Below are 24,869 nucleotides of genomic sequence, written 5' to 3'. Positions count from 1 at the left end.
TGATGGTCCCTGCTTGATGGTCCCTGCTTGATGGTCCCTGCTTGACGGCACTGGTTCTCAGTTGATGGAGGCGACCGATCCGGCATCCACCCGATAGTCCGAGCCCGTGATGAAGCTGGCCCGCTCCGAGCAGAGGAAGGCGATCACGGATGCCACCTCCTCGGGCTCTCCGCGGCGCTTGAGTTCGATGTTGGGTCGCTTCTCGGCGAGGAAACTCTCCACCGCCTCCATGGTGCTGACTCCGAGCTCATCGGCGCGCTTGTCCATCATGGCGTCGGTCATCGGCGTCCTGATGAACGCGGGGGAGACGCAGTTGATCAACAGGTTGTCCGAGCCGTACGTCTTGGACAGGCCCTTGGAGATCGCCAGCAGCGCTGCCTTGGCCGCGTCGTAGGGGATCTCTTCGGGATAGGGCTGGATCGCGTTCTCCGAGGTCAGGAAGATCAGCCGTCCGTGGCCGGAGAAGCGAAGATCATCGAGGAACGCGCGGGTGACCCGGACCGGGCCCATCAGGTCGACGGCAAGCGTGTCCTCCCAGCCGTCGTCGTCGATCTCGTGGAAGGCGCCGGTCGCCCCGGTCACGCCCGCGGAGTTGATCAGGATGTCGAGCCGGCCGACGGAGGCGACCTCCTTGCGGAGCCGGGCGATGGACTCAGGATCGGTGATGTCCGCGGCGATGGCGTACAGCCGTTGATCGACCGCGTCACGGTCGGCGCCGGCCGTGAGCGACGCCGCGGCGCGGTCGAGTTCCGCCTGGTCGAGATCGCTGATGATCACCCGCGCGCCCTCGCCGAGCAACAGTCCTGCGGTGGCCAGGCCGATTCCCGAATCGCCGCCGGTGATCAACGCGGTGCGCCCGCTCAGTCCGAGATCCATATCGGATCTTTGCCCGCCCACGGGTCGGGTGAAACGCCGGTCAGCGTTTGTCGGTCAGTCCTCCGGCCAGCAGTTCGGCGAGATGGATCCCGTCGCGTCCGTTGCTGTCCAGCTCGTGGATCTGCGTCCGGCAGCTGAAGCCGTCGGCCAGCACGGCGGTGGCATCGTCGGCCTCCCGGACACGGGGCAGCAGCACCCGTTCGGCGGCGCCCTCGCTGACCTCTTCGTGCCCGCGTTCGAAGCCGAAGTTGCCGGCCAGGCCGCAACATCCCGACTCGAGGTGCTCGACATCCACCCCGGCCGCCTGCAGCAGCTCCTGGTCCTTGTCCCAGCCCATCACCGCGTGCTGGTGGCAGTGCACCTGGGCGATCGCCTTCCCGCCGACCTGGGGCGGCTGGTACCCCGGCGTGTGTTCGGTGAGCAGTTCGGCCAGCGTCACGGTGTGGTCGCGGAGCCGGCGGACGTCCCGATCGGTCGGGAACATCTCCGGCGCGTCGGACCGGAACACCGCCGTGCAGCTGGGTTCCAGGCCGAGTACCAGACCGCCGTCGCGGACGTGGGGCGCCAGCTGCCGTACGGTCCGAGTGAGGACCCGGCGGGCGATGCCCAGCTGACCGGTGGAGATCCAGGTCAGTCCGCAGCAGACCGGCTGTTGCGGCATGGTGACCCGCCAGCCCGCCTCCTCCAGGAGTTCGACAGCAGCACGTCCTACCTGGGGATGGAAGTTGTTGGTGAACGTGTCGGGCCAGAGCAGCACCGTGCCGCGGTTTCCGTCACCGGTGGGGGTGCGGGAGCCGAACCACTGCTGCAGCGTCTGTTCAGCGAACGGTGGGATCTCCCGGTCGGCCAGTTCACCCAGCCGGATCGCCAACCGATGCAGGCCCGGGGTGTGGCTGAGCCGGTTGACCAGCGGGGCCATCCGGAATCTGCTGACCAGTTGGGCGACTGCCGGGACCCAGCCGATGGCGAAGTCGGACCGGGGCCGCTTCCAGGGCCGGCCACGAAAGTAGTGGGCCATGAACTCGACCTTGTAGCTGGCCATGTCGACATCGGCCGGACAGTCGGTCTTGCAGCCCTTGCAGGCAAGGCAGAGGTCGAGAGCGTCGTGGACCGCCTCGGAGCGCCACCCGTCGGTGACCGGACTGTCGCCGTGTCCGTTGACCATCTCGAAGAGCAGCCTGGCCCGGCCACGGGTCGAGTGCTCCTCCTCGCCGGTGACCTGGTAGGACGGGCACATCACCTCCCCACCGGAGTTGGTGTGCTGGCGGCAGCGGCCAACTCCGACGCACCGGTTGGCCGCCTCGGCGAACGAGCCGCCGTCGTGCGGATATTTGAAGTACAGGTCCTGCGGATCCCAGGGTGCCCAGTGGCCGCCCAGCCGAAGGTTCTCGTCCAGCCGGTACGGCGCCACCACCTTTCCGGGGTTCATCCGGTCGGCCGGGTCGAAGACGGCCTTCAACCGGCCGAACGCCTCGACGATCTGGTCGCCGAACATCCGGGGCAGCAGTTCGCCGCGGCTCTGGCCGTCACCGTGCTCGCCGGAGAAGGACCCGCCGAATCCGGCCACCAGATCGGCGGCGCGTTCCATGAACCGGCGGTAGGTCGCCACCCCTTCGGCCGTGTAGAGGTCGAACGGGATGCGGGTGTGCACGCAGCCCTGGCCGAAGTGACCGTACAGACTCGGGCCGGTCTCGCTCGCGTAGCCGAACTCCTGGTACAGCTTGTGCAGACCGCGCAGGTAGTCACCGAGCCGGTCCGGCCCGACCGCCGAGTCCTCCCAGCCCTCGAAGGTGTCCGGGCGATGCGGCACATGCGCCGTTGCGCCGAGGCCGGCCTCCCGGACCGCCCACAGTTCCGACTCCCGGTCCGGGTCGTCGTAGAAGGCGACGTCGGGCTCGTGTTCGGTCTCGTGCAGCGCCTCGAGCAGCTGCTTGCCCTGCTCGTCGACCTCCTCGGTGGTGTTGCCGCCGAACTGCACCATCAGGAAGGCGGCGCCCTCGGGCAGTTCCGCGATGGCCTGCGGATTAAGGCCCTTCAGCTGTTCATCGGTGATCAACTTGTGGTCGACACCCTCGAGCGCGATCGGTTCGTGCGGCAGGATCGCCGGTACGGCGTCGCCGGCCCGGTAGATGTCGGGATAGCCGAGCACGATCAGGCTGCGCTCGGACAGCACCGGGACGAGTTCCAGTTCGGCCCGCAGCACGGTGACCAGTGTCGACTCGCTGCCGACCAGCAGTCCGGCGACATCGAAGTTGTGTTCGGGCAGCAGCGAGTCCAGGTTGTAGCCCGAGACCCGCCTGGGGATGTCGGGGTAGCGCCGGCGAATCTCGTCGGCGTACTCGTCGCGGAGTCGGTGGAGTTGTCGGTAGATGGTCGCCCGGGTGTCGCCGCGCCGCTCGATGGCCGCGTACTCCTCGTCGCTGGTCTCACCGCACCAGAAGCGGGTTCCGTCGTAGGTCAGTACCTCCAGACGGCGGATGTTGTCGACCACCTTGCCGGTGCGCTGCGCTGTTGCGCCGCAGGAGTTGTTGCCGATCATGCCGCCGATCGTGCAGTTCATGTGAGTGGCCGGCTCAGGTCCGAAGCGCAGTTTGTGATCGGCCAGTTGGCGGTTTAGCTCGTCGAGCACGATGCCGGGTTGGACGATGCAGGTGCGGCCCTGCGGATCGACCGACTCCAAGTGATGGCAGTACTTGGACCAGTCGATGACCACGGCGGTGTTGGTGCACTGACCGGCCAGGCTGGTGCCGCCGCCGCGGGACAGGATCGGTGCGCCGAACTCGCGCGCGACGGCGACCGCCTCGACCCCGGCGTCCGTGGTCCGCGGCAGCACCACGCCGATCGGCACCTGCCGGAAGTTGGATGCGTCGGTGGAGTACGCCGCCCGGCTGCCGTCGTCGAACCGTACCTCGCCGTCAACCCGGTCACGCAGGGCCTGCACCATCCCGGGGACGTCGAGATCTTGCGCTCCCTCCGAGCGTTGGACCGGGGCCGGCAGATCAATGGTCGCCATGGTGTTCCTCCTGATGCTTATGCGTCTCCCGACCGATCACCTGGCGTGATCAGACGGCGTACGGTTCGGCGGCGTCCCGCCGGAAAACCAGCCCGAGCCCGGCGCCGGTCCGGGGCACGGTGACTGAGCCGCCGAACGGATCGAGGCAGCCCGCGAAAAGCTCGGACTCGATCCGTTCGTGGTCGGCGAACCACTCGATGTGCCGGAAGTTGGGGGTTGCCGCGGCCGCCTGGGCAGACAGGTTCGGCGCGCAATGGGCCGACACCTCCAGGCCGTTCGCCGCAGCGACGGCGGCGGCCCGTCGCCATTCGGTGAAGCCGCCGCAGCGGGTGACGTCGATCTGCAGGCAGTCGACCACCGGCGCCATCCGAGCGAAATAGACCAGGTCGTAGCCGTACTCGCCGGCAGCCACGTCGATCACTGTGGAAGCCCGGACGGTGTCCAATCCGGCAAGATCATCACTGGACACCGGCTCCTCGAACCAGATCACTCCCAGCTCGGCCAGGGCGTCGGCCATCCGCCGGGCCTGGCCGACCGTGTAGCCGCCGTTGGCGTCGACCAGCACCTGGATGTTCGGACCGACGGTCTCCCGGGTCAGACCGACCCGTCGCAGGTCCTCGTCCGTCCGGCCACCCCAGGACTCGCCGATCTTGATCTTCACCCGTCCGATGTCGCGGTCGGTCCAGGACCTGAGTTGATCGATGAGTTGATCATCGTCGTAGCTGGTGAAGCCGCCGCTGCCGTAGAGAGCGGCCTCCTCGCGGCAGCGGCCGAGCAGATCGGCCGCCGGGACGTCCAGCCATCGGGCAGCCGCGTCCCACAACGCGATGTCGACCGCGGACAGGGCACAGGACACCAGGCCGGGGCGGCCGAGGTTGCGGATCCGCTGCTGCATGGCCTGCCAGTTCTCCGGTACGGAGAGCACACACCGACCCGTGATCACCGGAGCCAGCACTCCGGTGATCAGCGGCACGCAGGCCGCATCGGCATAGGTCCAGCCCAGTCCGACCACGTCGTCGGCCGACACCTCGGCAACGACGATCGTGGTCGAGTCCCAGGCGAGGGTGCCGTCCGCCTCAGGAGTCGGTGTCGGCAGTTGATAGGCCGCGGCCCGGACCTCGCGGACGTCCGGCGCTCGACGGCTCATCTGCCGCGCTCTCCCGGCCTGAACTCCTGCAACTTGGTCTTCGCACCCTGCACCATGATGTGCAGCGCGTTCGGGTCGCCCTTGAGCAGTGAAGCCGCGGTCTCCTTCATCTGCTCGAAGGTGGCATGCGGCGGGATCGGCGGCACCTCCGGGTCGCAGCGGATGTCCAGCACCGTCGGCACGTCGGCGTCCAACCCGCCCTGCCACGCCGCACCGATCTGCTCCGGGTCGTCGACGTGCATCGCGTTCAGCCCGAGTGAGGCGGCGAAGCTGGCGAAGTCGACGTCGGGCAGCACCTGCGATTCCTCGAACTTCGGCGATCCGCCCATCGAGCGCAGTTCCCAGGTCACCTGGTTGAGGTCGTTGTTGTGGAAGATGCAGACGATGCAGCGCGGGTCGCTCCACAGGTGGTGGTAGTGGGCGATGGTGATCAGTTCCGCCATACCGTTCATCTGCATCGCCCCATCGCCGACCAGTGCGATCACCGGCCGGTCGGGATGGGCGAACTTGGCGCCGATCGCGTACGGGACTCCCGGTCCCATGGTGGCCAGCGTCCCGGACAGCGTGGACCGCATCCCGGGCCTGATCTTGAGGTTCCTGGCGTACCAGTTCGTGGACGAGCCGGAATCGGCGGTGATCATCGCGTTGTCGGGAATGCGATCGGAGAGTTCGGAGACGATCAGCATCGGGTTGATCGGATCCGCCTTCACCGTGGCCTCGTTGTGCACGGTCTGCCACCAGTCGGCGATGTTCTTCTCCACCGTCTCCCGCCAGGACCGATCGGAGGTGCGTTCGATCATCGGCAACAGCGCATCCAGGGTGCTGCTGCTGTCACCCACCAGGTTGATCTCGGTCGGGTAGCGCATGCCGATGAACCGGCCGTCGATGTCGATCTGTACGGCGCGGGCCTGGCCGGGTTCGGGCAGGAACTGGCTGTAGGGGAAGTTCGAGCCGATCATGATCAGCGTGTCGCAGTCACGCATCAGCTCGTAGCTCGGCCGGGTGCCGAGCAGGCCGATCGCGCCGGTGACGAACGGCAGGTCATCGGGCAGGACGTCCTTGCCGAGCAGGGCTTTCGCGACGCCTGCGCCGGTTGCCTCGGCCAGCTCGATCACCTGCTGAGCGGCGGGCCGGGCTCCCTGGCCGACCAGGATCGCCACCTTGGAGCCGGAGTTGATCAGGTCGGCTGCGGCGCGCAGGTCCTCCTCACGCGGGACCACCCGGCCCCACGCGGTGCCCGGCGGGCTGGACGGCACCTCCTTGAACGCGTGGCCCGGCGGGGTGTACTCCTCCTCCTGAAGATCGTTGGGGATGATCAACGCCGTTGGCGACCGGGTTGCCTCAGCGGTCCTGATGGCGCGATCGATGGCGTTGGGCAGCTGCTCGGCGACGTTCACCTCGACCAGGTACTCGGCGGCGACATCCTTGAACAGGGTCTTCAGATCGACTTCCTGCTGATAGCTGCTGCCGATCGCGCTGCGTGCGGTCTGGCCGACGATGGCCACCACCGGCGCGTGGTCGAGTTTGGCGTCGTACAACCCGTTCAACAGGTGGATCGCGCCGGGGCCGGACGTGGCGACGCAGACCCCGACACGGCCGCTGAACTTTGCGTAGCCCACCGCCTCGAAGGCGGCCATCTCCTCGTGCCGCGCCTGGACGAACCGGGGTTTGTTGTCGGCCTCGCCGAAGGCTGCGATCAGGCCGTTGATGCCGTCGCCGGGATAGCCGAACACCTGCTCGACCTCCCAGTCCCGCAACCGTCGGAGCAGATAATCGGCAACTGTTTCAGCCATCGCCAGTCCTTCGAAGTGGTGTTTGAAGTGGTGTGTCTTCTGTCCGGTCTCTTGGCCGCTACCCGCGCCGTCGTCGGCGAACCGGGAATGGTCGGGGATGGTGATTGCCGATTCTGAGGATCCTGAGAGCCGATCGTGCTTTTCATCGTCTTCGCGCAAAACCTGAGGGGTGCCCAGTGATCGCTGTTCCGCGGGTCACGGTTCGGGTACCAGGCCGGTGCGGCTGGACGCCCCGAGGAAGGGAGACACGCGTGCGTGCCGGGATCGAGATCGCGGCGTGGTGGCTGGCAGGAGCCCTGATCTGGACAGCGACGGTGTCATCGATCAGCGGCGAGGAGCTGGCGATCGGGTTCGCCGCCGCGGGACTCTGCGCTGTGCTGGCTCGGGTCGCCCGGCGCGCGATTGGCGGGCAACCGGGGCTTCCCGGACGGATGTGGCTGCGCTGGCTGGGGTGGGCGGCGATGGTGCCGGCCGTGGCCTCGGCCGATCTGCTGCGACTTGTCCGGTGGCTCGCTGCGGGCCGGCGGGAACCTGCCCGAGAGGAGCGCTCGGTACGCGTGCCGGTGCCGTCCGGTGACGGCGCGAAGGCGATCACCTGGCGGCAGGGCGCGGTGTTGGCCGTGTCGTCGACTCCCGGCTCGGTGGTCCTGCGGGTCGAATCCGAGGACGGCAGCCTGCAGCTCGACCGGCTCGTCGGCGGTCGGCCCGATCTGAGCGCGCGGGTGGCTCGGCGATGATCTGGATGGTTGCCGTGCTGGTGATCGCGGTGGCCGGGTTGCTGCCCGGTCTGTACCGCAGCGCGACGGGTACGCCCGCCGAACGGCTGATCGGACTGCAATTGATCACCGTGTCCGGTCTGATGATCATCATCGCGTTGGCGATGGTCGCCGGGCAGTCCTCCTATCTGATCGTCGCTGTGGTGTTGGCGCTACTCTCGGCGGCCGGCCTGTTGGTCTTCACCCGGCTGCTGACACCGGACCGGCGGCCTGCGGGGGACCAGGCCGGGGATGACCGTGATTGAGTTGATCTCCGGCCTGGTCCCGGCCCTGGTCACCGGGGGTCCTCGGCCGGTGATCAGCGCCGTTCTGATCGTTCTGGCATTGGCCGTGGTGATGGTCGCTTCCGCCGGTGTCGTCACCGCACGCAGCGCGGTGACCCGGCTGCACTTCTTGGCGCCGTGCAGCACATTGGCACTGCCGTTGCTCGGCATCGCCGCGATCATCCACCAGGGGCTGACCCTGGGCAGTGCAGCGATCGCGGTCAGTGTTGCCGCGGCTGCCCTGTCGGCACCGGTGCTCACAACGTCGATCGCTCGGCTGGTCACGGCCGAGGACGGTGCTGGGCGACAAGACGTGGGGAGGCAGCCCCGATGATCATCGTGATCGCGGCGTTGCTGACCTTGGTGTTGATCGGCGCCGCGGTGGTGGTCTTCACCCGCCGTCCGGCGCAGCAGGCGGTCACCCTGGGCGGTTACGGGGTGTTGCTGTCGTTGTTGTTCGTCGCGGTGCAGGCTCCCGATGTGGCGCTCAGCCAGCTTGCGGTCGGCACCGCGGTGGTGCCGTTGATGGTGATGCTCGCGGTACGCAAGATCACGACGCTGCGTCGGTCGGGCCGGGAGGACCGATGAGCCGCCGGGCGCGGATGGTCCTTCTGGCGCTCGGGTTGGCCGGTGCCGTGGTCGTTCTAGCGGTGGGCGTGCTCGGTCTGCCGGCGTTCGGCGGCCACCGTCATCCCTATCGCGATCTTGCGGTTGCGGCGAGCTTCCGGCATGCGACAGCCAATGCGGTGTCCGCGGTGAACTTCGATCAGCGGGCGTTGGACACCTTCGGTGAGGAGACCATTCTGGTCGCGTCGGTCGCCGGAGTCGCGGCATTGCTCAGGCCGGTGCGCAGGGAACGGCGCCGTCAGGTCGATCCGGAGATGCCGGTGATGGACTCCACCAGACTGCTGACCGCGGTGTTCTTTCCCGTGACGTTGTTGATCGGGATCGATGTCGTCGCCCATGGTGCGATCACTCCTGGTGGCGGCTTCCAGGGTGGTGTGGTGCTGGCAACCGGCCTCCATCTGCTGTACGTCGGCGGTCGCTACCGGCTGTTGGAGCGGATGCGCCCGTTGCCGCTCTTCGAGATCACCGAAGCGGCCGGACTCGTCAGCTTCATCGCGATCGGCCTTGCCGGGCTTGCCGTTGCCGGTCATCTGTTCAGCAACGTCGTTCCGCAGGGTCGGATGGGTCAGTTGACCAGCGCCGGGACTGTCGGGCTGCTCAGCTGTGCGGTCGGCATGGCCGTGGTGAGCAGTGTGGTGATCCTGTTGGCCGGGTTCCTCGATCAGGCGCTGGCGCTGGAGGAGGAACCGGCTGCCGGTCAATGGGACGGTCGAGAAGGCGCGGCCCGGTGATCGGTTTCCTGGCCTACTACCCCTACGCAGTGGCGGGTGCCATCGTGCTTCTCGGGCTGGTCGGTATCGCGATCAGTCGTGATCTTGTCCATGCCGTCGTCTGCCTGTCGGTCTGTCAGTCGGGGACCTACGTCTTCCTGCTGGCGGTGGGATACCAGTACGGCGGGATTGCACCGATCTTCGGGTCGACCGTTCACCGCGGAACGCCGGTCGTCGACCCGGTCGTGCAGGCGCTCAGCCTGACCGACATCGTTGTCTCGGCCGCAATCACTTCCATGCTGCTGGCCCTGGTGATCCAGATCGCGAAACGCCGCGGAACGGTCGATCCGGACGAACTCCGATCGCTGGAGGGCTGAGCCGTGCCCTCTGCTGACACGGCCGGCCAACTGCTGCCCTTGCTGGTGATCATCCCGGTTCTGGCAGCAGCGGTGCTGGTCGGGGTCGGCCAGCGGCTGCCGGGACGCCTGGTCGGGGCCGGCACCATGATGGTCGCGGTCGTGGTCGGTGGCGGTGGCACGGCTGCGCTGATCATCACCGGCCGGCGCCGGATCGTCAGCTGGTTGGGTGACTGGCGGCCCGGTGGCAGCGGCACGGGTGTCGGCATCGCGTTGCAGGCCGATCAGCTCAGTATCGGGCTGGCGCTGCTGGCGGCGACGTTGATGATCATCGCGCTGGGCTTCTCCTGGCACTACTTCCGGGCACCGGGCAGCCATTTCCACGCGTTGATGCTGTTCTTCCTGGCCGGCATGACCGGATTCGCTCTGGCCGGTGACATCTTCACCATGTTCGTGTTCTTCGAGATGATGGGTGTTGCCGCGTACGCCCTCACCGGGCTGAAGGTGGAGGACCCTTCCGCGGTGCAGGGGGCGATCAACTTCGGCATCGTCAATTCGGTTGCGGCCTACCTGTCCTTGATCGGCATCGGCATGGTGTACGCCCACACCGGGGAACTCAATCTCGCCGAACTGTCGCGCAGCCTCGCCGGTGATCACAGCACCTTCGTGGTGATCGCCTTCGTGCTGTTGTCCACCGGGTTCCTGGTCAAGGCGGCTGTGGTGCCGTTCCACTTCTGGTTGGACGACGCCCACGCGGTAGCGCCGACACCGGTCTGTGTGCTGTTCTCCGGGGTGATGGTGGAACTCGGTCTGTACGGTGTCCTGCGGGTCTATCGGATCGGGTTTGCCGCAACCTCCGTCGCGGCCGGTATCGACCGGGTCCTTCTGGTGCTGGGTGCAGCGACCGCGGTCCTGGCGGCGGTGATGTGCCTGCTGCAGCGGCATCTCAAGCGGCTGTTGGCCTACTCGACCATTGCGCACATGGGAATGTTCCTCGTCGCGCTGTCGGTGGGTGACCCGGAGTCGCTTGCCGGCATCGCGCTGTTCGTTCTCGGCCACGCCGCGGTCAAGGGCGCGCTCTTCCTGTGTGCGGGCATCCTGCTCGACCGGTTCGGCAGCGTCGACGAGTTCACCCTGTGGGGTGCCGGACAGCGGCTGCGCGGCTGGGACGGTGTCGGAGTGCGCAGCATCTTCCTGCTGGCTGCGCTCGGCCTGGCCGGGCTGCCGCCGTTCGCCGCGGGACTCGGCAAGTCGCTGGCCGAGACAGCCATGACGGAAGCCGGAGCAGCCTGGGGTCCGCCGTTCATGATCATCATCTCGGCGCTGACCGGGGGAGCGGTGCTACGGGTGTGGCTCCGCGTCGCGGTCGGTGCCGGTAGGAAACCGGAGGGTATCGAGGCGGAGGGGATGAGTGGTGACGAGGAGCTGATGGAGGTCGACGTCGGTGAGGACATTCCCAACCGGATGATCATTTCGGCCGGCGCCCTGGTGGTCATCGGCTGTGCGCTCGGACTGGTGCCGTCGATCGCCGCCCGGGCGACCGTCGCGGCCGACCGCTTCCTTGACGCCGACGGCTACGTCGCGGCCGTCCTGCACGGGCGGATCGGCTATCCGCCGGTAGCGGGGCCGGTGCCGTCCGGCTGGGACCTGCATGGGGTGCTGCTCTCCTGCTTGACCGTTGCGGCGGCCTGCGCCGTCGCGGCGCTGGCGGTGCTGCGGCACCGGCTACCGGGCGGCCTGCGACCACCCGAGGTTGTCCGGAGGCCGGTGCGGTTGCTGCGCCGGGTGCATTCCGGACGGGTCGGCGACTACGTCGTGTGGCTGCTGATCGGCGTCGGCGTCACCGCTGCCATCCTGGCGCCGGCGTAGCTGTTCCCCGCGGTCACTGTCTCGGTGCGTGACTCGGCACACGACGGCAGTCCTCAAGGACCTCGTCCCAGTCGGCGAGGAACCGGCTGAGGCCGAAGTGTTCCAGCGCATGGGCCCGGGCCGCCTCACCGAGGCTCCGCGCGACCTCCGGGTTCTTGATCAACATCTGAATGGTCTCGATCAGGTGGCCGGGATTGTTGGAAACGACGCCGGTGCCCGGCGGAACGGCTGTCGCTGCCTCAGTCGCAGAGAGAGCGACAACGGGCATGCCCAGGTGCATGGCCTCGACACCGCGGTCGGTGTCGCTCCGCTGTCCCACATCAGATGATTGAACCAGGTGACGTGGACCAGCAGCAGATCGTCGCGATCGGCCATCGGGTGACCGCTGGTCGCCGCGGGTCCGTCCGGTGTGTTGTGCTCGAGATAGATCTTCCCCACGCCCTCCGTCTCGGCGCCGAAGGCCCGTGCGAACCACTCCGGTTCGTCGGGGCGTTGGAACACGACGACATCGGGTCGGCTGATGCCCAGCTGCTCGCGGCGTACCTGCTCCACGCCGTCGGGCCAGCGCTGTGGTTCGTCGTCAACGACGAGATAGTGATGCCGGCCGCGGACGAAGGCGTCCGTCCACGACCCATGGAGGTGCCACAGCAAGACCCGCATGCGGTTGAGGTTCCCCGGGTGTGCCGGGGCCGAAACGTCACGCGCGAAACGTCGGTGGTATGCGCCCGGCGGTCTGGGTACCCGATAGCAACGGTGACCACCAGGTGACCCATCGACAACCACCCGAGTGAGCCGGCTTGGCGGTCGGCACGGACCGGAGGAAAGATGATCAAGAAGCTGCACGAGCTCGGCGTCAAGAGCGACTACGCCTACGCGGGTGCGATCGCCTCGATCGGCCTGACGTACATCAGCTATCTGACCAGCCGCGCGAAGAAGGGGTCGGACAAGGCCCAGGCCGACCGGTGGGGGATCTTCATCGCCACCTGGGCACCGACCCTGTTCGCCTTCGGCACCGCGTTGCGGATCGAAGAGACCCACCAGTAGAGAAGCGGCCCGGAGTGCAGTCGGGCCAAGCCGTCCGATCACGTGATCGAAGGAGACAAGCATGGGAAGTGCAACCGAGGATCGGCAGAAGGCTGCCCAGTTGCCGGAAGGTGATGTGATCAGGCTTCTGCTGAACCAGCACGCACAGATTCGGGACCTGTTCGACGAGGTCGAGTCATCGCACGGCGAGCAGCGCCACGATGCTTTCGAGGAACTGCGGGGACTGCTCGCGGTCCACGAGACCGCGGAGGAGATGGTGCTCCGGCCGGTGACCGAGGACATCGCCGCCGACGGCGTTGCTGCCGCCCGGAACTCCGAGGAGCAGGAAGCCAACGAGGTGTTGAAGCAGTTGGAGACGTTCGACGTCGACAGCGCCGACTTCGAGAAGCAGTTCGCGGAGCTGAAGACGAGCGTCGACGAGCACGCCGAGAACGAGGAGCACGAAGAGTTCCCGGCAGTCCTCGAGCACTGTGACGCCGACCAGCGGGCCCGGATGGGCCGGCGGATCGAGGCCGTGGAGAAGGTGGCGCCGACCAGGCCGCACCCCACCGCGGCCGGCAAACCGGCCATGCAGTGGACGGTCGGGCCGTTCGCCGCCTTGATCGACAAGGCCCGCGACGCGGTGGCCAGCATCCGCGACTGACTCCTGTGCTGCGGCTCGTGCCGCGCCGATCCCGGCATCCCGCGCGACTGACGACTCCGCGCGGGATGCTGTGTTGTGCGCACAGTTGCAGGCGAGATCTGGCCTGTCGTGGTCAGCGCGGTGCGGCGAGCGAGGCGAGAGCCCGGTTCTCCACCCGGATGCGGACGGTCAGCACCGCGGCATTGAGCACAGTGAACGCCACCGAGGTGATCCAGGCACCGTGCACCAGCGGCAGGGCCGCGCCCTCGATCACCACGGCCAGATAGTTCGGATGATGCAGCAGCCGGTACGGGCCGCCGCGCACCGGCGCCGTCCCCGGAACGACGATGACTCGGGTGTTCCAGTGCGGCCCTAGCGTGGCGATACACCACCACCGCAGCGCCTGCCCGATGATCGCCAGTGCCAGCATCGGAATGCCCAGCGCGGGAACGAATTCCGGGCCACGGATCCAGACCTCGGCCAGCGCGCCGACGAGCAACCCGGAATGCAGCGCGACAAGCAGCGGATAGTGGCTGCGGCCGTACTCCACACCGCCGCGTTCGAAGGACCATCGGCTGTTGCGGCGTGCCACGACCAGTTCGACGAGCCGCTCGGCGCCGACCGCGAGGATCAGGGCCGTGAACCAGAGCTGCGACGCCATCGGGCTCAGGCCTGCAGCAGGACCAGTTCGAGCGCGAACCCCGGCCCCATCGCCAGCATCAATCCGTACGAGCCGGGCTCTGGCCGCCGCTGCGCGATGGTGTCGTCGAGGACGTGCAGTACCGACGAGGATGAGATGTTGCCGATCCGGCTCAGCGAATCCCAGGTCACGGCCAGCTCACCATCGGTCAGTTTGAGCGATTCCTCGACCGCCTCCAGCACCTTCGGTCCGCCCGGATGGCAGACCCACCAGTCGATGGTGTCCCGGGACAGCCCGTTCTCGTTGAGGAACCGATCGACGTCCTCGGCCAGGTAGGTGCGGATCAGTTCGGGAATCTCAGCCCCCAGCACGATCTGCAGCCCCGAACTGCTGACATCCCACCCCATGGCGCGCTCGGTGTGCGGATAGAGCCGACTTCGGGTGTCGACCACCACCGGGCCAGCGGCAACATCGACCGGTCGACCATTCGGCAGCGCACCGGTCATCACCACCGCCGCGGCTCCATCCCCGAACAGCCCGCTGGCGATCAGGTTCGCCGTCGAGGTGTCACCCCGCTGCAGCGTCAGGGAGCAGAGTTCGACGGTGACCAGCACACCGACCCGGTCCGGGCGGCCGCGAAGGAATTCGCTGAGCCTGGCCACCCCTCCGGCGCCGGCGGCACAGCCGAGGCCGACCAGCGGCATCCGAACGACGTCCTCGCGCAGGCCGAGATCAACCATGATCCGCGCGTCAAGCGACGGCACCGATACCCCGGTGCTGCACGCCGCGATGATCACATCGACCTGCTCCGGTGCCACGTCGGCGGCGGTCAACGCCTCTCGAACCGCCTCTTCGGCCAATCGACAACCGGCCTCGAGGAATGCGTCGTTGGCGACGCCGAAGTCGGTCAGACCGGCATAGCGTTCGACCGGCAGAGCCAGGTGTCTGGTCTGCACGCCGGCGTTACCGTGCACCTTCTCCAACAGCCGCCGGCGTGGGCCGTCCAGGCCGACGAAATCGGCGAACGCCTCGGTCAACTGCTGTTGCGGATAGCTGTACGGCGGCAAGACGCCCTTGGTCGCCAGAATCTTGGGCGTTCCGGACATCGACGTCGGATGATCGGTTCTCACCGCAGTGATCGGCTGGTTCACGATCTCCGCATACCCTTCCTGGCCGGTTCGCAACCGTTGCAAGGCTGCGGGTTTCAACTGCCCGGCTCGGGGAACCACTTCCAGGGGTGACGCCGGATCGGCCGGCGGACGCGGAACCGGAGGGGACCCAGCTATGAGGCTGAAGCAGCTCGGAGGAGTGATCATCGGGCTTTCCGTCGGTGCAGCGCTCGTGGCCTGTGGGCCGAACAGCAATCAGCCTAGCTCCGGCTCTTCCGGCAAGTCCCAGTTCAGCAAGTCGGTCGGCGGGGAGTTGAAGACGTACGGCTTCAACCCGTCCGACGAGGTCGGCAAGTCACGGTCTGATTACGCGACGGCCCAACTCAACGGCGTCAAGGTCACCATGGACACGTCGAGCTTCGACACTCAGAAGTTCGCTGCTCAGGCTGCCGCCGGCCAGGTGCCGGGATTGATCTACGCCGATCGCGCGCAGATCGACACCTTGGCCGACAAGAAGTTGATCATGCCCCTCGACCAGTGCTATGCGACCTGGGGTGTCAACCCGAGCCAGCGTTTCTACTCGTCGGTGATCAACGACGTCACCTATCAGGGCAAGGTCTACGGGATACCCGAGTTCTTCCAGGCCGAGGCGATCATCGCCAACAAGCGCGTACTGCAGAAGTCCGGCGTCTCCCTTGACCAACTGGACACCTCCAAGCCCGACCAGCTGCTCGCGGCCGCGAAGAAGATGACCGCGATGTCGGGAGGGAAACCGACCCGATTGGGCTTCGTACCCGACATGCCAGGATCGGCCGCCATCTGGCTGGCGGTGTTCGGAGGCAGGACGGTCGACCAGAAGGGCAAGCCGACCCTGAACGATGCCAACAACGTCAAGGCCCTGACCTGGTTGAAGCAGCTGTCCGACGCGCAAGGCGGCTACGCCAAGGGCAAGAGCCTGCTGGACTCGATGGACGTCTTCGGCGCGAAGAACCAGTACGTGAAGGACCAGGTCGGCGCACAGGTGTGGGCACAGTGGTATGTCAACGTGCTGTCCGACTACAAGAAGAACGTCGACATCGCAGCGGTCCCGATCAAGACCCTCGACGGCAAGACGCTGGCGATGGCCGGTGGTGCCGCGTACGCCATCCCGGCGAAGAGCCCGAACCCGTCGGCCGCCTGCGCCTGGGCTATCAAGATCACCTCACCGGAGGCGTGGCAGAAGGCGAGTGAGGCCCGACAGAAGACCGTGCAGAAGGATGACTCGATCAACACCGGCCTGTTCACCGGCTCACCGGTTGCCGACAAGGCGAACAGGGACCAGTTCGTCAAGTCCAGCGGCAACGCCGACTTCGACCAGGTGATCAACACCTACTACAAGATCCTGCCGGACAACCGCCCGATGGGAGCATCCGCCGTCGGCCAGTCGATCACCGACAACCTGAACAACGCGGTGATCGTCGCGCTGTCCGGTGGCAAGTCGCCCCAGAAAGCGCTCGACGACGCCCAGGCAGCCGCGCTGCGGGCCTGGGCACAGTCCAACGCCGGGCGGAACGGCTGATCACCGATGGCCGTGACGCTTCGACCGGCACGGGTCCGGGTCAGACAGGCCAGTCGCCGTGAGGTGCTGGCCGGCTATCTGTTCATCGCACCCTGGGTCGTCGGCTTCCTGATCTTCACCGTGATCTCGATGAGCTGGAGCCTCGGCCTGTCGTTCACCCACTTCGATCTCGCCAGCAACTCGGCGACGGCGGCCGGGCTCGATAACTACAAGCTGATCTTCGGCGATCCGAAGGTGCTGACGTCGCTGTTCAACACGTTCGTGTACGCGATCATGGCGGTCCCGCTGGAGCTGGCGTTCGCGATGGTGCTGGCGCTGCTGCTCAACGGCATGGTGCGGGGCAGCGGAGTGTTCCGGACGATCTTCTACCTGCCGAAGATGACACCGCACGTCGCCACCGCATCGGTCTTCCTGTTGTTGCTGAACGGCAACGTCGGCGCCATCAACCAGTTCCTCGGCCTGTTCGGCATCAACGGTCCGCAATGGCTGACCGATCCGCACTGGGTGAAGCCGTCGATCGTGATGATGACCCTGTGGGGTGCCGCCGGCTCGATGGTCATCCTGCTTGCCGCGCTGCAGAACGTCCCTCGCGAGTTGTACGAGGCGGCCCAGGTCGACGGAGCCAACCGCTGGCAGCAGTTCTGGCGGCTCACTCTGCCGATGATCTCGCCGGCGGTGTTCTTCCTGGTGATCGTCAACACCATCGCCGCGCTGCAGGTCTTCGACCAGGCGTACCTGTTGTTCTTCCGTGACGCCAACGGATCGGCGCCGGACGCTGCGCTCTTCTACGGCGTCTATCTCTTCCAGCAGGCCTTCCAGCAGTTCAACTTCGGTCTGGCCGCCGCGATGGCCTGGCTGTTGTTCGTGATCATTCTGATCATCACGCTGATCCAGATGAAGATCGGCAACAAGCTGGTCTTCTACGGAGGGGGTCGGGATGACTGACCAGGTCACCAACCCGGTGAGCAACCCGGTGCCGGGGCAGTTGCCCGGTCGGCTGACCACCGGTGCGGCGGCTGCACTGTCCGAGGCTGACCGGGGTGCCGAGTCGGTGCCGGATCGCGGTCCGTCGATGGTCGTCCACCGGATCGGTCAGGTCGTCCGGTGGTTGTTGATGATCGGCTTCTCGGTGCTGTTCCTGTATCCCTTCGCCTGGTTGATCGCGGCCAGCCTGAAGCCGCGAGGAGACGTCTTCGACAACCGGCTGATCCCCAGGACCTGGCGTTTCGACAACTACGTCGAGGTCTGGCACCAGTTGCCGCTGTTGGCCTGGGTCGGCAACTCGATGTTGATCGCGGTCCTGGCCGCAACCCTGGTCACCCTGTCCAGTTCCTTGGTGGCGTTCGGCTTCGCGTACTTCCGGTTCCCCGGACGACGGCTGCTGTTCGGGCTGGTGCTCGCCTCGATGATGTTGCCCGGGGCAGTGACGCTGATCCCGAACTATCTGATCTGGAAGACCACCGGCTGGCTGGGCACGAACGTGCCCCTGTGGGGAGCCAACCTGTTCGGTTCGGCGTTCTACATCTTCCTGATGCGGCAGTTCTACTCCGGGCTGCCGCGTGATCTCTTCGAAGCGGCACGCGTCGACGGCTGCTCCTACTTCGGTCTGTTCCGCAGGATCGCGTTCCCGCTGGCCATCCCGTCGACGATCATCGTCTGGATCTTCGAGTTCCAGGCCTCCTGGAGCAACTTCATCGGGCCGCTGATCTATCTCAATCTCGGCAGCCCGAAGCAGTTCACCGTTCCGCTCGGGATCAACTATGCGATGACGATGTACAGCCCGACGGCCGGCGGACACGGCGACTACCAGTACGTCATGGTCGCTTCGCTCGTGGTCACCATTCCGATGATGATCATCTTCGCCTTCGGCCAGCGGTACTTCATCGAGGGGGCGACAACGGTCGGCATCCGCGGCTGACGCGTCGGTCCGCGTGCCCTCGCTGCTCGGCTCTCGTTGCCCGGTGCCTGTGCTGGGTGCCGAATTCGTACCACGTGGTGCGAATTCCGACTCTCAGCGGCCTTCCGGCGTCGATTTCGTGCCATGTGTTGCTGAATCGACAGCCCTAGGGGTGGGCGGCGTCGAATTCGTACCACGTGTTACCGAATCGACGGCCTCAGCGGTGGGCGGCGTCGAATTCGCGCCACGTGTTACTGAACCGGCGGCCTCAGCGGTGGGCGGCGCCGAATTCGCACCACGGGGTACGAATTCCGGGCTCGCAGCGGCATCCGGCGGCGAAATCGCGCCGAGTGTTACCGAATCGACGACCCGCGACCAGCTGTCCACCGCCCGGTACGGCGGCCGGCCCTGGCAGGACACCCTGGGTACGCGCTTGGCGTTCGGCCGCCCCGGCGTCCCCGCCGTGCAGTGCTTCGAGGGCTCCGTGCGTGCCCGCGCTGCCGTGCTCTGACGATCAGGCCGGCGGCCACCAGCAGCACGAACGGAACCAACCGGGCAGCCAAGCCGAGTCCGGACAACGGTGGATCGAGCAGCATCTGGCTGCCATAGCGCTGGACGAATAGGTCTTCACCCCGCCGACCGACACAACAGCGTGCTCGACGCGAGGGCCGTTGTCATCGAAGCCACCGCCGAGGAGGATGAGATCATGATCGAAGACAGCGACTACCGACTTGCCCTGGGCAAACGCGCCGACGACCTCGGCCTGATCCTGGCCCAGGTGGGGCAGAGCTACGAACTCCGACCTGCGGAATCGCCACCCAACTCGGTCCCCGAGTTCATCGGTGTCGATCTCGCCGAGATCGATCAGTACCTGACGGATCGGGAACAGCAGGCCTGAGGCTTGGAGACTGCCGGGTCGAGGGACGCCGTCGGGCGTCGCCGTTAAGGTGCTTACAGGCGGGTATGTAGTCGGGTGTCCACGGGTGGAGCGGGCCGTGGCCCACCGGCTGGGAAGAGCGGAGGTCGACGAATGAGCATCGGCAAGGCGTTCCTGGGCTGGCCTGTGATCCGCCAGTTCACCGGTGCCGATCCGCTCGGCCGCGGGGCCGCTGCCGAATCGCCGCGGACCCGGCAGCGGACCGCCCGCACCGAGACCGCGGACAAGGTCGTCAAGAGCGTCTGCCCCTACTGCGCCGTCGGTTGCGGTCAGAACGTCTACGTCAAGGACGGCCGGGTCACCCAGATCGAGGGCGACCCGAACTCGCCGGTCTCCCGGGGCAGGCTGTGCCCCAAGGGTGCGGCCAGCGAGCAGTTGGTCAACGCGCCGAACCGGATCAAGCATGTGATGTATCGACGCCCCGGCGGCACGGAGTGGGAGCGGCTGGACGCCGACAAGGCGCTGGACATGATCGCCGACCGTGTCGTCGAGTCCCGCCGGCGCTGGTGGCAGGACACCGACGAGAACGGCCAGCCACTGCGCCGGACCATGGGCATCGCAGCCCTCGGCGGTGCCACCCTGGACAACGAAGAGAACTATCTGATCAAGAAACTCTTCACCGCGCTCGGCGCGATCCAGATCGAGAACCAGGCCCGCATTTGACACAGTGCAACGGTTCCCAGTCTGGGAGCCTCGTTCGGCCGGGGCGGTGCCACCGGCTTCCTGCAGGACCTGCAAAATTCCGACTGCATCGTGATCCAGGGCTCCAACATGGCCGAATGCCACCCGGTCGGTTTCCAGTGGGTGACCGAGGCCAAGGAGCGTGGCGCTCGGGTGATCCATGTCGATCCCCGCTTCACTCGCACCTCGGCGCTGGCCGACACGCACGTGCCGATCCGGGCAGGCAGCGACATCGCCTTCCTCGGCGCGATCGTCAACTACATCCTGAGCAACGAGAAGTACTTCAAGGACTACGTCCTGGCCTACACCAACGCCTCGCACATCATCGACGAGAACTTTAGGGACGTCGATGATCTTGACGGCGTCTTCTCCGGGTACGACGCCGAGAGCGGCAAGTACGATCCGGACACCTGGTCCTACGCCGGGATGACCGAACACGCCGCGACCTCCGGTCCCACCTCCCACGCAGAAGGTGAGGACGAGGAGCAGGAGACCCGCCAGGAGGAGCAGCAACAACAGGGGCAACAACAGGGGCGACAACAGGGGCGACAACGGGAACAACAAGATCAGGACGGCAGCAGACACGGCAGCGGCGTCTCGGCCTCCGGGGAGCATGCGGAGTCCGAGTCCAGCCGGGCCGCGGCGTACGAGCTGGGCGGGCACGGCGCGGCGATGGGGGCCAAGGGCATTCGGAAGGACGAGACCCTGCAGGACCCCCAGTGCGTCTTCCAGATCCTGCGCCGGCACTTCGCGCGCTACACGCCCGAGATGGTGCAGGAGGTCTGCGGGGTCACCCCGGAGCAACTGCTCGACGTCTGTCAGGCGGTCACCGCCAACAGTGGCCGGGATCGGACGACCGCCTGGGTCTACTCCGTCGGCTGGACCCACCACACGGTCGGCATCCAATACATCCGGACGGCCGCGATCATCCAACTGCTGTTGGGAAACATCGGCCGGCCCGGTGGCGGGATCATGGCGCTGCGCGGTCATGCGAGCATCCAGGGGTCGACCGACATCCCGACCCTGTACAACCTGTTGCCCGGTTATCTGCCGATGCCGATGGCCGGTCAGCACCACTCGCTGGACGCCTACGTCGAAGGCATCGCCAGCCCGGACCAGAAGGGCTACTGGGCCAACGCCCGCACCTACATCGTCAACCTGTTGAAGGCCTGGTGGGGTGATGCGGCGACCGAGGACAACCAGTACTGCTTCGACTACCTGCCGACGCTGACCGGTGATCATGGAACGTACGCCACCGTGATGGACATGCTGGACGACAAGATCGACGGCTACTTCCTGTTCGGCCAGAATCCGGCCGTCGGCTCCGCGCACGGCAAGATGCAGCGGCTCGGCCTGGCCCGGCTGAAGTGGCTGGTGGTGCGCGACTTCAACATGATCGAATCGGCCACCTTCTGGAAGGATTCGCCGGAGATCGAGACCGGTGAGCTGAAGACCACCGACATCGACACCGAGGTGTTCTTCCTGCCTGCCGCGGCGCACACCGAGAAGTCGGGCAGCTTCACCCAGACGCAGCGGATGCTGCAGTGGCACCACAAGGCGGTCGAACCGCCGGGTGACTGCCAGAGCGATCTGGACTTCGTCTTCAGGCTCGGCCAGAAGATCCGGCGGCGGCTCGCCGGGTCGACCGACGACCGGGACCGGCCGATCCTCGATCTGACCTGGGACTACGAGGCCGAAGCCTCCGGGGAGGTGTCGGCCGATTCCGTGTTGCGGGAGATCAACGGCGAGTTCGTCTCCGGAGAGCACGCCGGCAGCGCGCTGGCCAGCTACCAGCAGATGGCCGACGACGGCTCGACCGCCGGCGGCTGCTGGATCTACACCGGGGTGTACGCGGACGGGATCAACCAGGCGGCAAGGCGGCGACCAGGATCCGAGCAGAGCTGGGTCGCCCCGGAATGGGGCTGGGCGTGGCCATCCAACCGGCGGATCCTCTACAACCGGGCCTCGGCCGATCCGGACGGCAGACCCTGGAGCGAGCGCAAGGCGTACCTGGTCTGGGACGAACAGGAGCAGAAGTGGACCGGGCCGGACGTCCCGGACTTCGAGCCGACCAAGGCGCCGTCCTACCGGCCCGACGAGGACGCCACGGGACCGGATGCGTTGGCCGGGGACGACCCGTTCGTCATGCAGGCCGACGGCAAGGGCTGGCTGTACGCGCCGTCCGGGCTGCTGGACGGCCCGCTACCGGCCCACTACGAGCCGCAGGAATCGCCGTTCAGCAACGCCTTCTACAGCCAACAGTCCAACCCGGCCCGCGAAGTGTTCCCCCGGCCGGACAACCTGCAGAGTCCGTCCGGCGACGAACCGGGCGCCGACGTGTTCCCGTACGTGTTCACCACCTACCGGCTGACCGAGCACCACACCGCCGGCGGGATGAGCCGCTTCCAGCCGTACCTGTCGGAGCTGCAACCGGAGTTCTTCTGCGAGATCTCTCCCGAACTGGCCGCCGAGCGGGGGCTCCGAACATCTCGGCTGGGCGACGATCATCAGCCCCCGAACCGCCATCGAGGCCCGGGTGATCGTCACCGAACGGATGGTGCCCCTCCGGGTCGCCGGACGCACCACCCACCAGGTCGGGCTTCCGTACCACTGGGGCGTCGGACAGGACGCCCTGGTCAGCGGTGACTCGGCGAACGACCTGTTCGGAGTGACCCTTGACCCGAACGTGCACATCCAGGAAAGCAAGGTCGCCTCCTGTGACATCCGGCCCGGCCGACGGCCGCGCGGACCGGAACTGCTGGAGTTCGTCGCCGACTACCAACGGCGGGCCGGGATCACCACCGACACCGGCAACTCCCGGCGGACACCGTCCGACAGTCCGAACGCCGGTCCGCGGATCAACGGGATCCGCCCGAGGACGGACCGATCGGGGACCGAGGAGGCATGATGAAGTTGCCGTTCGATCTGCCACTGAACCAGTCGTTCGAGGCCGGCCCCGAGGGACCGGCGGTCGATGCCGGCTGGACCGAACCGCCCAGCCGCAAGGGGTTCTTCACCGACACCTCGATCTGCATCGGCTGCAAGGCCTGCGAGGTGGCCTGCAAGGAGTGGAACGGGGTCCCCCAAGACGGCATCTACGAACTGCTCGGCAGCTCCTACGACAACACCGGCGCGTTGGGGGCGAGCACGTGGCGGCATGTCGCGTTCATCGAGCAGCGCAAGCCGCTGGGCGGCGAGCAGACCCGCGTCGCCGAGCCGGAGGCGGGCGGACCACCGGTTGATCTTGGCATGCCGTCGTTCAGCCGTCCGGGTGAGTCCGGGCAGGGTGAACGGTCGGACTTCCGTTGGCTGATGAGTTCCGACGTCTGCAAGCACTGCACCGACGCGGCCTGCCTGGACGTGTGTCCGACCGGGTCGCTGTTCCGGACCGAGTTCGGCACGGTCGTAGTACAGGACGACATCTGCAACGGTTGCGGATACTGCGTGCCGGCCTGTCCGTACGGGGTGATCGAGCGCCGGGAGGGCGAACCGGGCGTCAAGAACGTCGGCATCGCCCAGAAATGCACCCTGTGCTATGACCGGCTGGGTGCCGGCAAGACGCCGGCCTGTGCGCAGGCCTGCCCGACCGAGTCGATCCAGTTCGGCGATGTCGACGAACTGCGGGAGCGGGCCCGGCAGCGGATCCGAAAGCTGCACGACGCCGGAGTCACCGACGCCCGGCTGTACGGCGCCGATCCCGATGACGGTGTCGGCGGGGCGGGGGCGTTCTTCCTGCTGCTGGACGAACCCGAGGTGTACGGGCTGCCGCCGGATCCGGTGGTCACCACCCGGGACCTGCCGGCGATGTGGAAACGGGCGGCGGTGGCCGCTGTCGGGCTGGCGGCAACTGCGGTGGCCGCGTTCGTCGGGGGCAGACGATGAGCGCCGACCGACCGGCCGGCGTCGGCCCCGCGCCCGGGCCGGCACCGAGCACCAACGGGCGTCGGCGACGGGGTGGCGGCGGGCGCCGGGAACAGCCGGTGGTGCCCGACGCGAAGTTCGAGTCCTACTACGGCCGGCCCGTGGTCAAGGCGTCGCCGTGGAAACCCGACATCCCGACGTACTTCTTCACCGGCGGCCTCGCCGCAGGGTCGTCGCTGCTGGCGGCCGGCGCGGATCTGACCGGGCGGCCGGCGTTGCGACGAGTGTCCCGGGTCAGTGCCCTCGCCTCGGTCGGCGTCAGCCTCTACACCCTGGTGCACGACCTGGGCCGTCCCTCCCGCGCGCTCAACATGCTGCGCGTGATCAAGCCGACCTCGCCGATGTCCCTGGGCACCTGGTCGCTGACCGCGTTCGGTCCGGCGGCCGGTGTCGCCGCGGTAGCCGAACTCGCCCCGACACTGGAGCGGAGACTGCCCGAGCCGCTGCGCTGGGTCGCCCGGCTGCTGGGCCGGTCGGCCCGACCGGCCGGATTGGCGGCTGCCGCGGTCGCGCCGATGGTGGGCACCTACACCGGGGTGCTGATCGCCGACACCGCGACCCCGACCTGGCATGAGGGCCAACGCGAACTGCCGTACATCTTCGCGGCGTCCGCAGCGACCGCGGCCGGCGGTCTTGGCATGATCGCCGCACCGGTGGCCGAGGCCGGTCCGGCGCGCCGGATGGCCGCGATCGGGGCGGCGGTGGACCTGGCTGCCGAATACCGGATGGAAACGTCGCTGGGCATCGTCGCCGAGACCCTCCACGAGGGCCGGGCCGGGCGGCTGATGAAGGCGAGCAAGGTCCTCACCGCGGCCGGCGCGGTCGGCGGCATCGTGCTCGGTCGGCGAAGCCGGATCGCCGCGATGGCCTCCGGCGCCGCCCTGGTCGCTGGGTCGGTCTGCACCAAATTCGGCATCTTCGAGGCCGGACAGGCCTCCGCCCAGGATCCCAGGTACACCGTCGTTCCGCAGCGACAACGGATGGAGCGCGGCGGTTCGCATGGTGCAGTCAGCACGTGAGTCGGGTGATC

The 24,869-nt window shown here is 67.3% G+C and carries 23 protein-coding genes and 2 pseudogenes; 16 read left to right on the top strand and 9 right to left on the bottom strand.

Features of this window, described 5'->3' with window-relative positions; all coding sequences use genetic code 11:
• Window positions 1–57 precede the first annotated feature (57 nt).
• Genes GJV80_RS08660 through GJV80_RS08645 form a run of 4 tightly spaced genes read right to left on the bottom strand, consistent with a single transcriptional unit; the run spans window position 58 to window position 6,829 of the window.
• On the bottom strand, window positions 58–876 hold the full coding sequence (locus GJV80_RS08660) for an SDR family NAD(P)-dependent oxidoreductase (RefSeq protein ID WP_154687553.1): 819 nt from the start codon (window positions 874–876) through the stop codon (window positions 58–60).
• A 40-nt stretch (window positions 877–916) separates the two neighbouring features.
• On the bottom strand, window positions 917–3,889 hold the full coding sequence (locus tag GJV80_RS08655; protein WP_154687552.1) for an FAD-binding and (Fe-S)-binding domain-containing protein: 2,973 nt from the start codon (window positions 3,887–3,889) through the stop codon (window positions 917–919).
• A 49-nt stretch (window positions 3,890–3,938) separates the two neighbouring features.
• Window positions 3,939–5,036 (bottom strand): enolase C-terminal domain-like protein, encoded by a 1,098-nt coding sequence (locus GJV80_RS08650; RefSeq protein WP_154687551.1) that lies wholly within the window; start codon window positions 5,034–5,036, stop codon window positions 3,939–3,941.
• Window positions 5,033–6,829: a thiamine pyrophosphate-requiring protein gene (locus GJV80_RS08645; RefSeq protein WP_154687550.1), complete on the bottom strand. Its 1,797-nt coding sequence runs from the start codon at window positions 6,827–6,829 to the stop codon at window positions 5,033–5,035. Before GJV80_RS08645 ends, GJV80_RS08650 begins: the two co-directional genes overlap by 4 nt.
• 251 nt (window positions 6,830–7,080) lie before the next feature.
• Between GJV80_RS08645 and GJV80_RS08640 the strand changes: the two genes are divergently transcribed.
• The 7 genes from GJV80_RS08640 to GJV80_RS08610 are packed head-to-tail and all read left to right on the top strand — an operon-like array spanning window position 7,081 to window position 11,430.
• Complete coding sequence (locus tag GJV80_RS08640) at window positions 7,081–7,566, top strand: hypothetical protein (protein WP_154687549.1); 486 nt, start codon at window positions 7,081–7,083, stop codon at window positions 7,564–7,566.
• Window positions 7,563–7,850 carry a monovalent cation/H+ antiporter complex subunit F gene (locus tag GJV80_RS08635; protein WP_154687548.1) on the top strand — a complete coding sequence of 96 codons (288 nt, stop codon included), beginning with the start codon at window positions 7,563–7,565 and terminating at the stop codon, window positions 7,848–7,850. Before GJV80_RS08640 ends, GJV80_RS08635 begins: the two co-directional genes overlap by 4 nt.
• Window positions 7,837–8,202 carry a monovalent cation/H(+) antiporter subunit G gene (locus tag GJV80_RS08630; RefSeq protein ID WP_154687547.1) on the top strand — a complete coding sequence of 122 codons (366 nt, stop codon included), beginning with the start codon at window positions 7,837–7,839 and terminating at the stop codon, window positions 8,200–8,202. Before GJV80_RS08635 ends, GJV80_RS08630 begins: the two co-directional genes overlap by 14 nt.
• Complete coding sequence (locus GJV80_RS08625) at window positions 8,199–8,456, top strand: DUF4040 domain-containing protein (protein ID WP_154687546.1); 258 nt, start codon at window positions 8,199–8,201, stop codon at window positions 8,454–8,456. The genes GJV80_RS08630 and GJV80_RS08625 overlap by 4 nt, the downstream gene beginning before the upstream one ends.
• Entirely contained in the window at window positions 8,453–9,226 is a 774-nt protein-coding gene (locus tag GJV80_RS08620; protein ID WP_154687545.1) for an MnhB domain-containing protein, read from the top strand. The genes GJV80_RS08625 and GJV80_RS08620 overlap by 4 nt, the downstream gene beginning before the upstream one ends.
• The gene (locus GJV80_RS08615) at window positions 9,223–9,582 is read left to right on the top strand and encodes a sodium:proton antiporter (protein ID WP_230208282.1); all 360 of its coding nucleotides are present in this window, start codon (window positions 9,223–9,225) and stop codon (window positions 9,580–9,582) included. Before GJV80_RS08620 ends, GJV80_RS08615 begins: the two co-directional genes overlap by 4 nt.
• A gap of 3 nt (window positions 9,583–9,585) precedes the next feature.
• On the top strand, window positions 9,586–11,430 hold the full coding sequence (locus tag GJV80_RS08610; protein ID WP_230208281.1) for a complex I subunit 5 family protein: 1,845 nt from the start codon (window positions 9,586–9,588) through the stop codon (window positions 11,428–11,430).
• 13 nt (window positions 11,431–11,443) lie between these two features.
• On the opposite strand, the gene GJV80_RS23800 is transcribed toward GJV80_RS08610, so the two are convergent.
• Together GJV80_RS23800 and GJV80_RS08605 are read right to left on the bottom strand one after the other, a co-directional pair.
• A complete protein-coding gene (locus GJV80_RS23800) occupies window positions 11,444–11,698 on the bottom strand; it encodes a glycosyltransferase (protein ID WP_230208385.1) in 255 nt (84 codons plus the stop codon).
• Entirely contained in the window at window positions 11,611–12,090 is a 480-nt protein-coding gene (locus GJV80_RS08605) for a hypothetical protein (RefSeq protein ID WP_230208498.1), read from the bottom strand. The genes GJV80_RS23800 and GJV80_RS08605 overlap by 88 nt, the downstream gene beginning before the upstream one ends.
• A 165-nt stretch (window positions 12,091–12,255) precedes the next feature.
• On the opposite strand from GJV80_RS08605, the gene GJV80_RS08600 reads away from it, so the two are divergent.
• Together GJV80_RS08600 and GJV80_RS08595 are read left to right on the top strand one after the other, a co-directional pair.
• Window positions 12,256–12,474, top strand: a complete 219-nt coding sequence (locus GJV80_RS08600) for a hypothetical protein (RefSeq protein WP_154687543.1) — start codon at window positions 12,256–12,258, stop codon at window positions 12,472–12,474.
• Between the two features lie 61 nt (window positions 12,475–12,535).
• Complete coding sequence (locus GJV80_RS08595) at window positions 12,536–13,117, top strand: hemerythrin domain-containing protein (protein ID WP_154687542.1); 582 nt, start codon at window positions 12,536–12,538, stop codon at window positions 13,115–13,117.
• Between the two features lie 112 nt (window positions 13,118–13,229).
• On the opposite strand, the gene GJV80_RS08590 is transcribed toward GJV80_RS08595, so the two are convergent.
• Together GJV80_RS08590 and GJV80_RS08585 are read right to left on the bottom strand one after the other, a co-directional pair.
• Window positions 13,230–13,757 (bottom strand): isoprenylcysteine carboxyl methyltransferase family protein, encoded by a 528-nt coding sequence (locus GJV80_RS08590; protein ID WP_154687541.1) that lies wholly within the window; start codon window positions 13,755–13,757, stop codon window positions 13,230–13,232.
• 5 nt (window positions 13,758–13,762) lie between these two features.
• On the bottom strand, window positions 13,763–14,887 hold the full coding sequence (locus tag GJV80_RS08585; RefSeq protein WP_230208280.1) for a type III polyketide synthase: 1,125 nt from the start codon (window positions 14,885–14,887) through the stop codon (window positions 13,763–13,765).
• 133 nt (window positions 14,888–15,020) lie between these two features.
• On the opposite strand from GJV80_RS08585, the gene GJV80_RS08580 reads away from it, so the two are divergent.
• The 3 genes from GJV80_RS08580 to GJV80_RS08570 are packed head-to-tail and all read left to right on the top strand — an operon-like array spanning window position 15,021 to window position 18,321.
• Window positions 15,021–16,403, top strand: a complete 1,383-nt coding sequence (locus GJV80_RS08580; protein WP_154687540.1) for an ABC transporter substrate-binding protein — start codon at window positions 15,021–15,023, stop codon at window positions 16,401–16,403.
• A gap of 6 nt (window positions 16,404–16,409) precedes the next feature.
• A complete protein-coding gene (locus tag GJV80_RS08575) occupies window positions 16,410–17,348 on the top strand; it encodes a carbohydrate ABC transporter permease (protein ID WP_154687539.1) in 939 nt (312 codons plus the stop codon).
• Window positions 17,341–18,321 (top strand): carbohydrate ABC transporter permease, encoded by a 981-nt coding sequence (locus GJV80_RS08570; RefSeq protein ID WP_154687538.1) that lies wholly within the window; start codon window positions 17,341–17,343, stop codon window positions 18,319–18,321. Before GJV80_RS08575 ends, GJV80_RS08570 begins: the two co-directional genes overlap by 8 nt.
• A gap of 332 nt (window positions 18,322–18,653) precedes the next feature.
• On the opposite strand, the pseudogene GJV80_RS25005 reads toward GJV80_RS08570, so the two are convergent.
• Window positions 18,654–18,914 (bottom strand): annotated as a pseudogene (locus GJV80_RS25005) (hypothetical protein); the annotation flags it as partial.
• Between the two features lie 92 nt (window positions 18,915–19,006).
• Between GJV80_RS25005 and GJV80_RS08565 the strand changes: the two are divergent.
• From GJV80_RS08565 to nrfD, 4 genes and pseudogenes are all read left to right on the top strand, one after another.
• Window positions 19,007–19,198 (top strand): hypothetical protein, encoded by a 192-nt coding sequence (locus GJV80_RS08565; RefSeq protein ID WP_154687537.1) that lies wholly within the window; start codon window positions 19,007–19,009, stop codon window positions 19,196–19,198.
• Between the two features lie 132 nt (window positions 19,199–19,330).
• A pseudogene (locus GJV80_RS08555) lies at window positions 19,331–22,826 on the top strand (molybdopterin-dependent oxidoreductase).
• On the top strand, window positions 22,826–23,800 hold the full coding sequence (locus tag GJV80_RS08550; RefSeq protein WP_154687535.1) for a 4Fe-4S dicluster domain-containing protein: 975 nt from the start codon (window positions 22,826–22,828) through the stop codon (window positions 23,798–23,800). The pseudogene GJV80_RS08555 and the gene GJV80_RS08550 overlap by 1 nt, the downstream one beginning before the upstream one ends.
• Window positions 23,797–24,858, top strand: a complete 1,062-nt coding sequence (nrfD, locus tag GJV80_RS08545) for an NrfD/PsrC family molybdoenzyme membrane anchor subunit (protein ID WP_154687534.1) — start codon at window positions 23,797–23,799, stop codon at window positions 24,856–24,858. The genes GJV80_RS08550 and nrfD overlap by 4 nt, the downstream gene beginning before the upstream one ends.
• Window positions 24,859–24,869 lie beyond the last annotated feature (11 nt).

It is taken from the genome of Microlunatus sp. Gsoil 973, from assembly GCF_009707365.1.
GTDB lineage: Bacteria > Actinomycetota > Actinomycetes > Propionibacteriales > Propionibacteriaceae > Microlunatus.
This window is presented reverse-complemented; position numbering and strand designations above follow the sequence as displayed.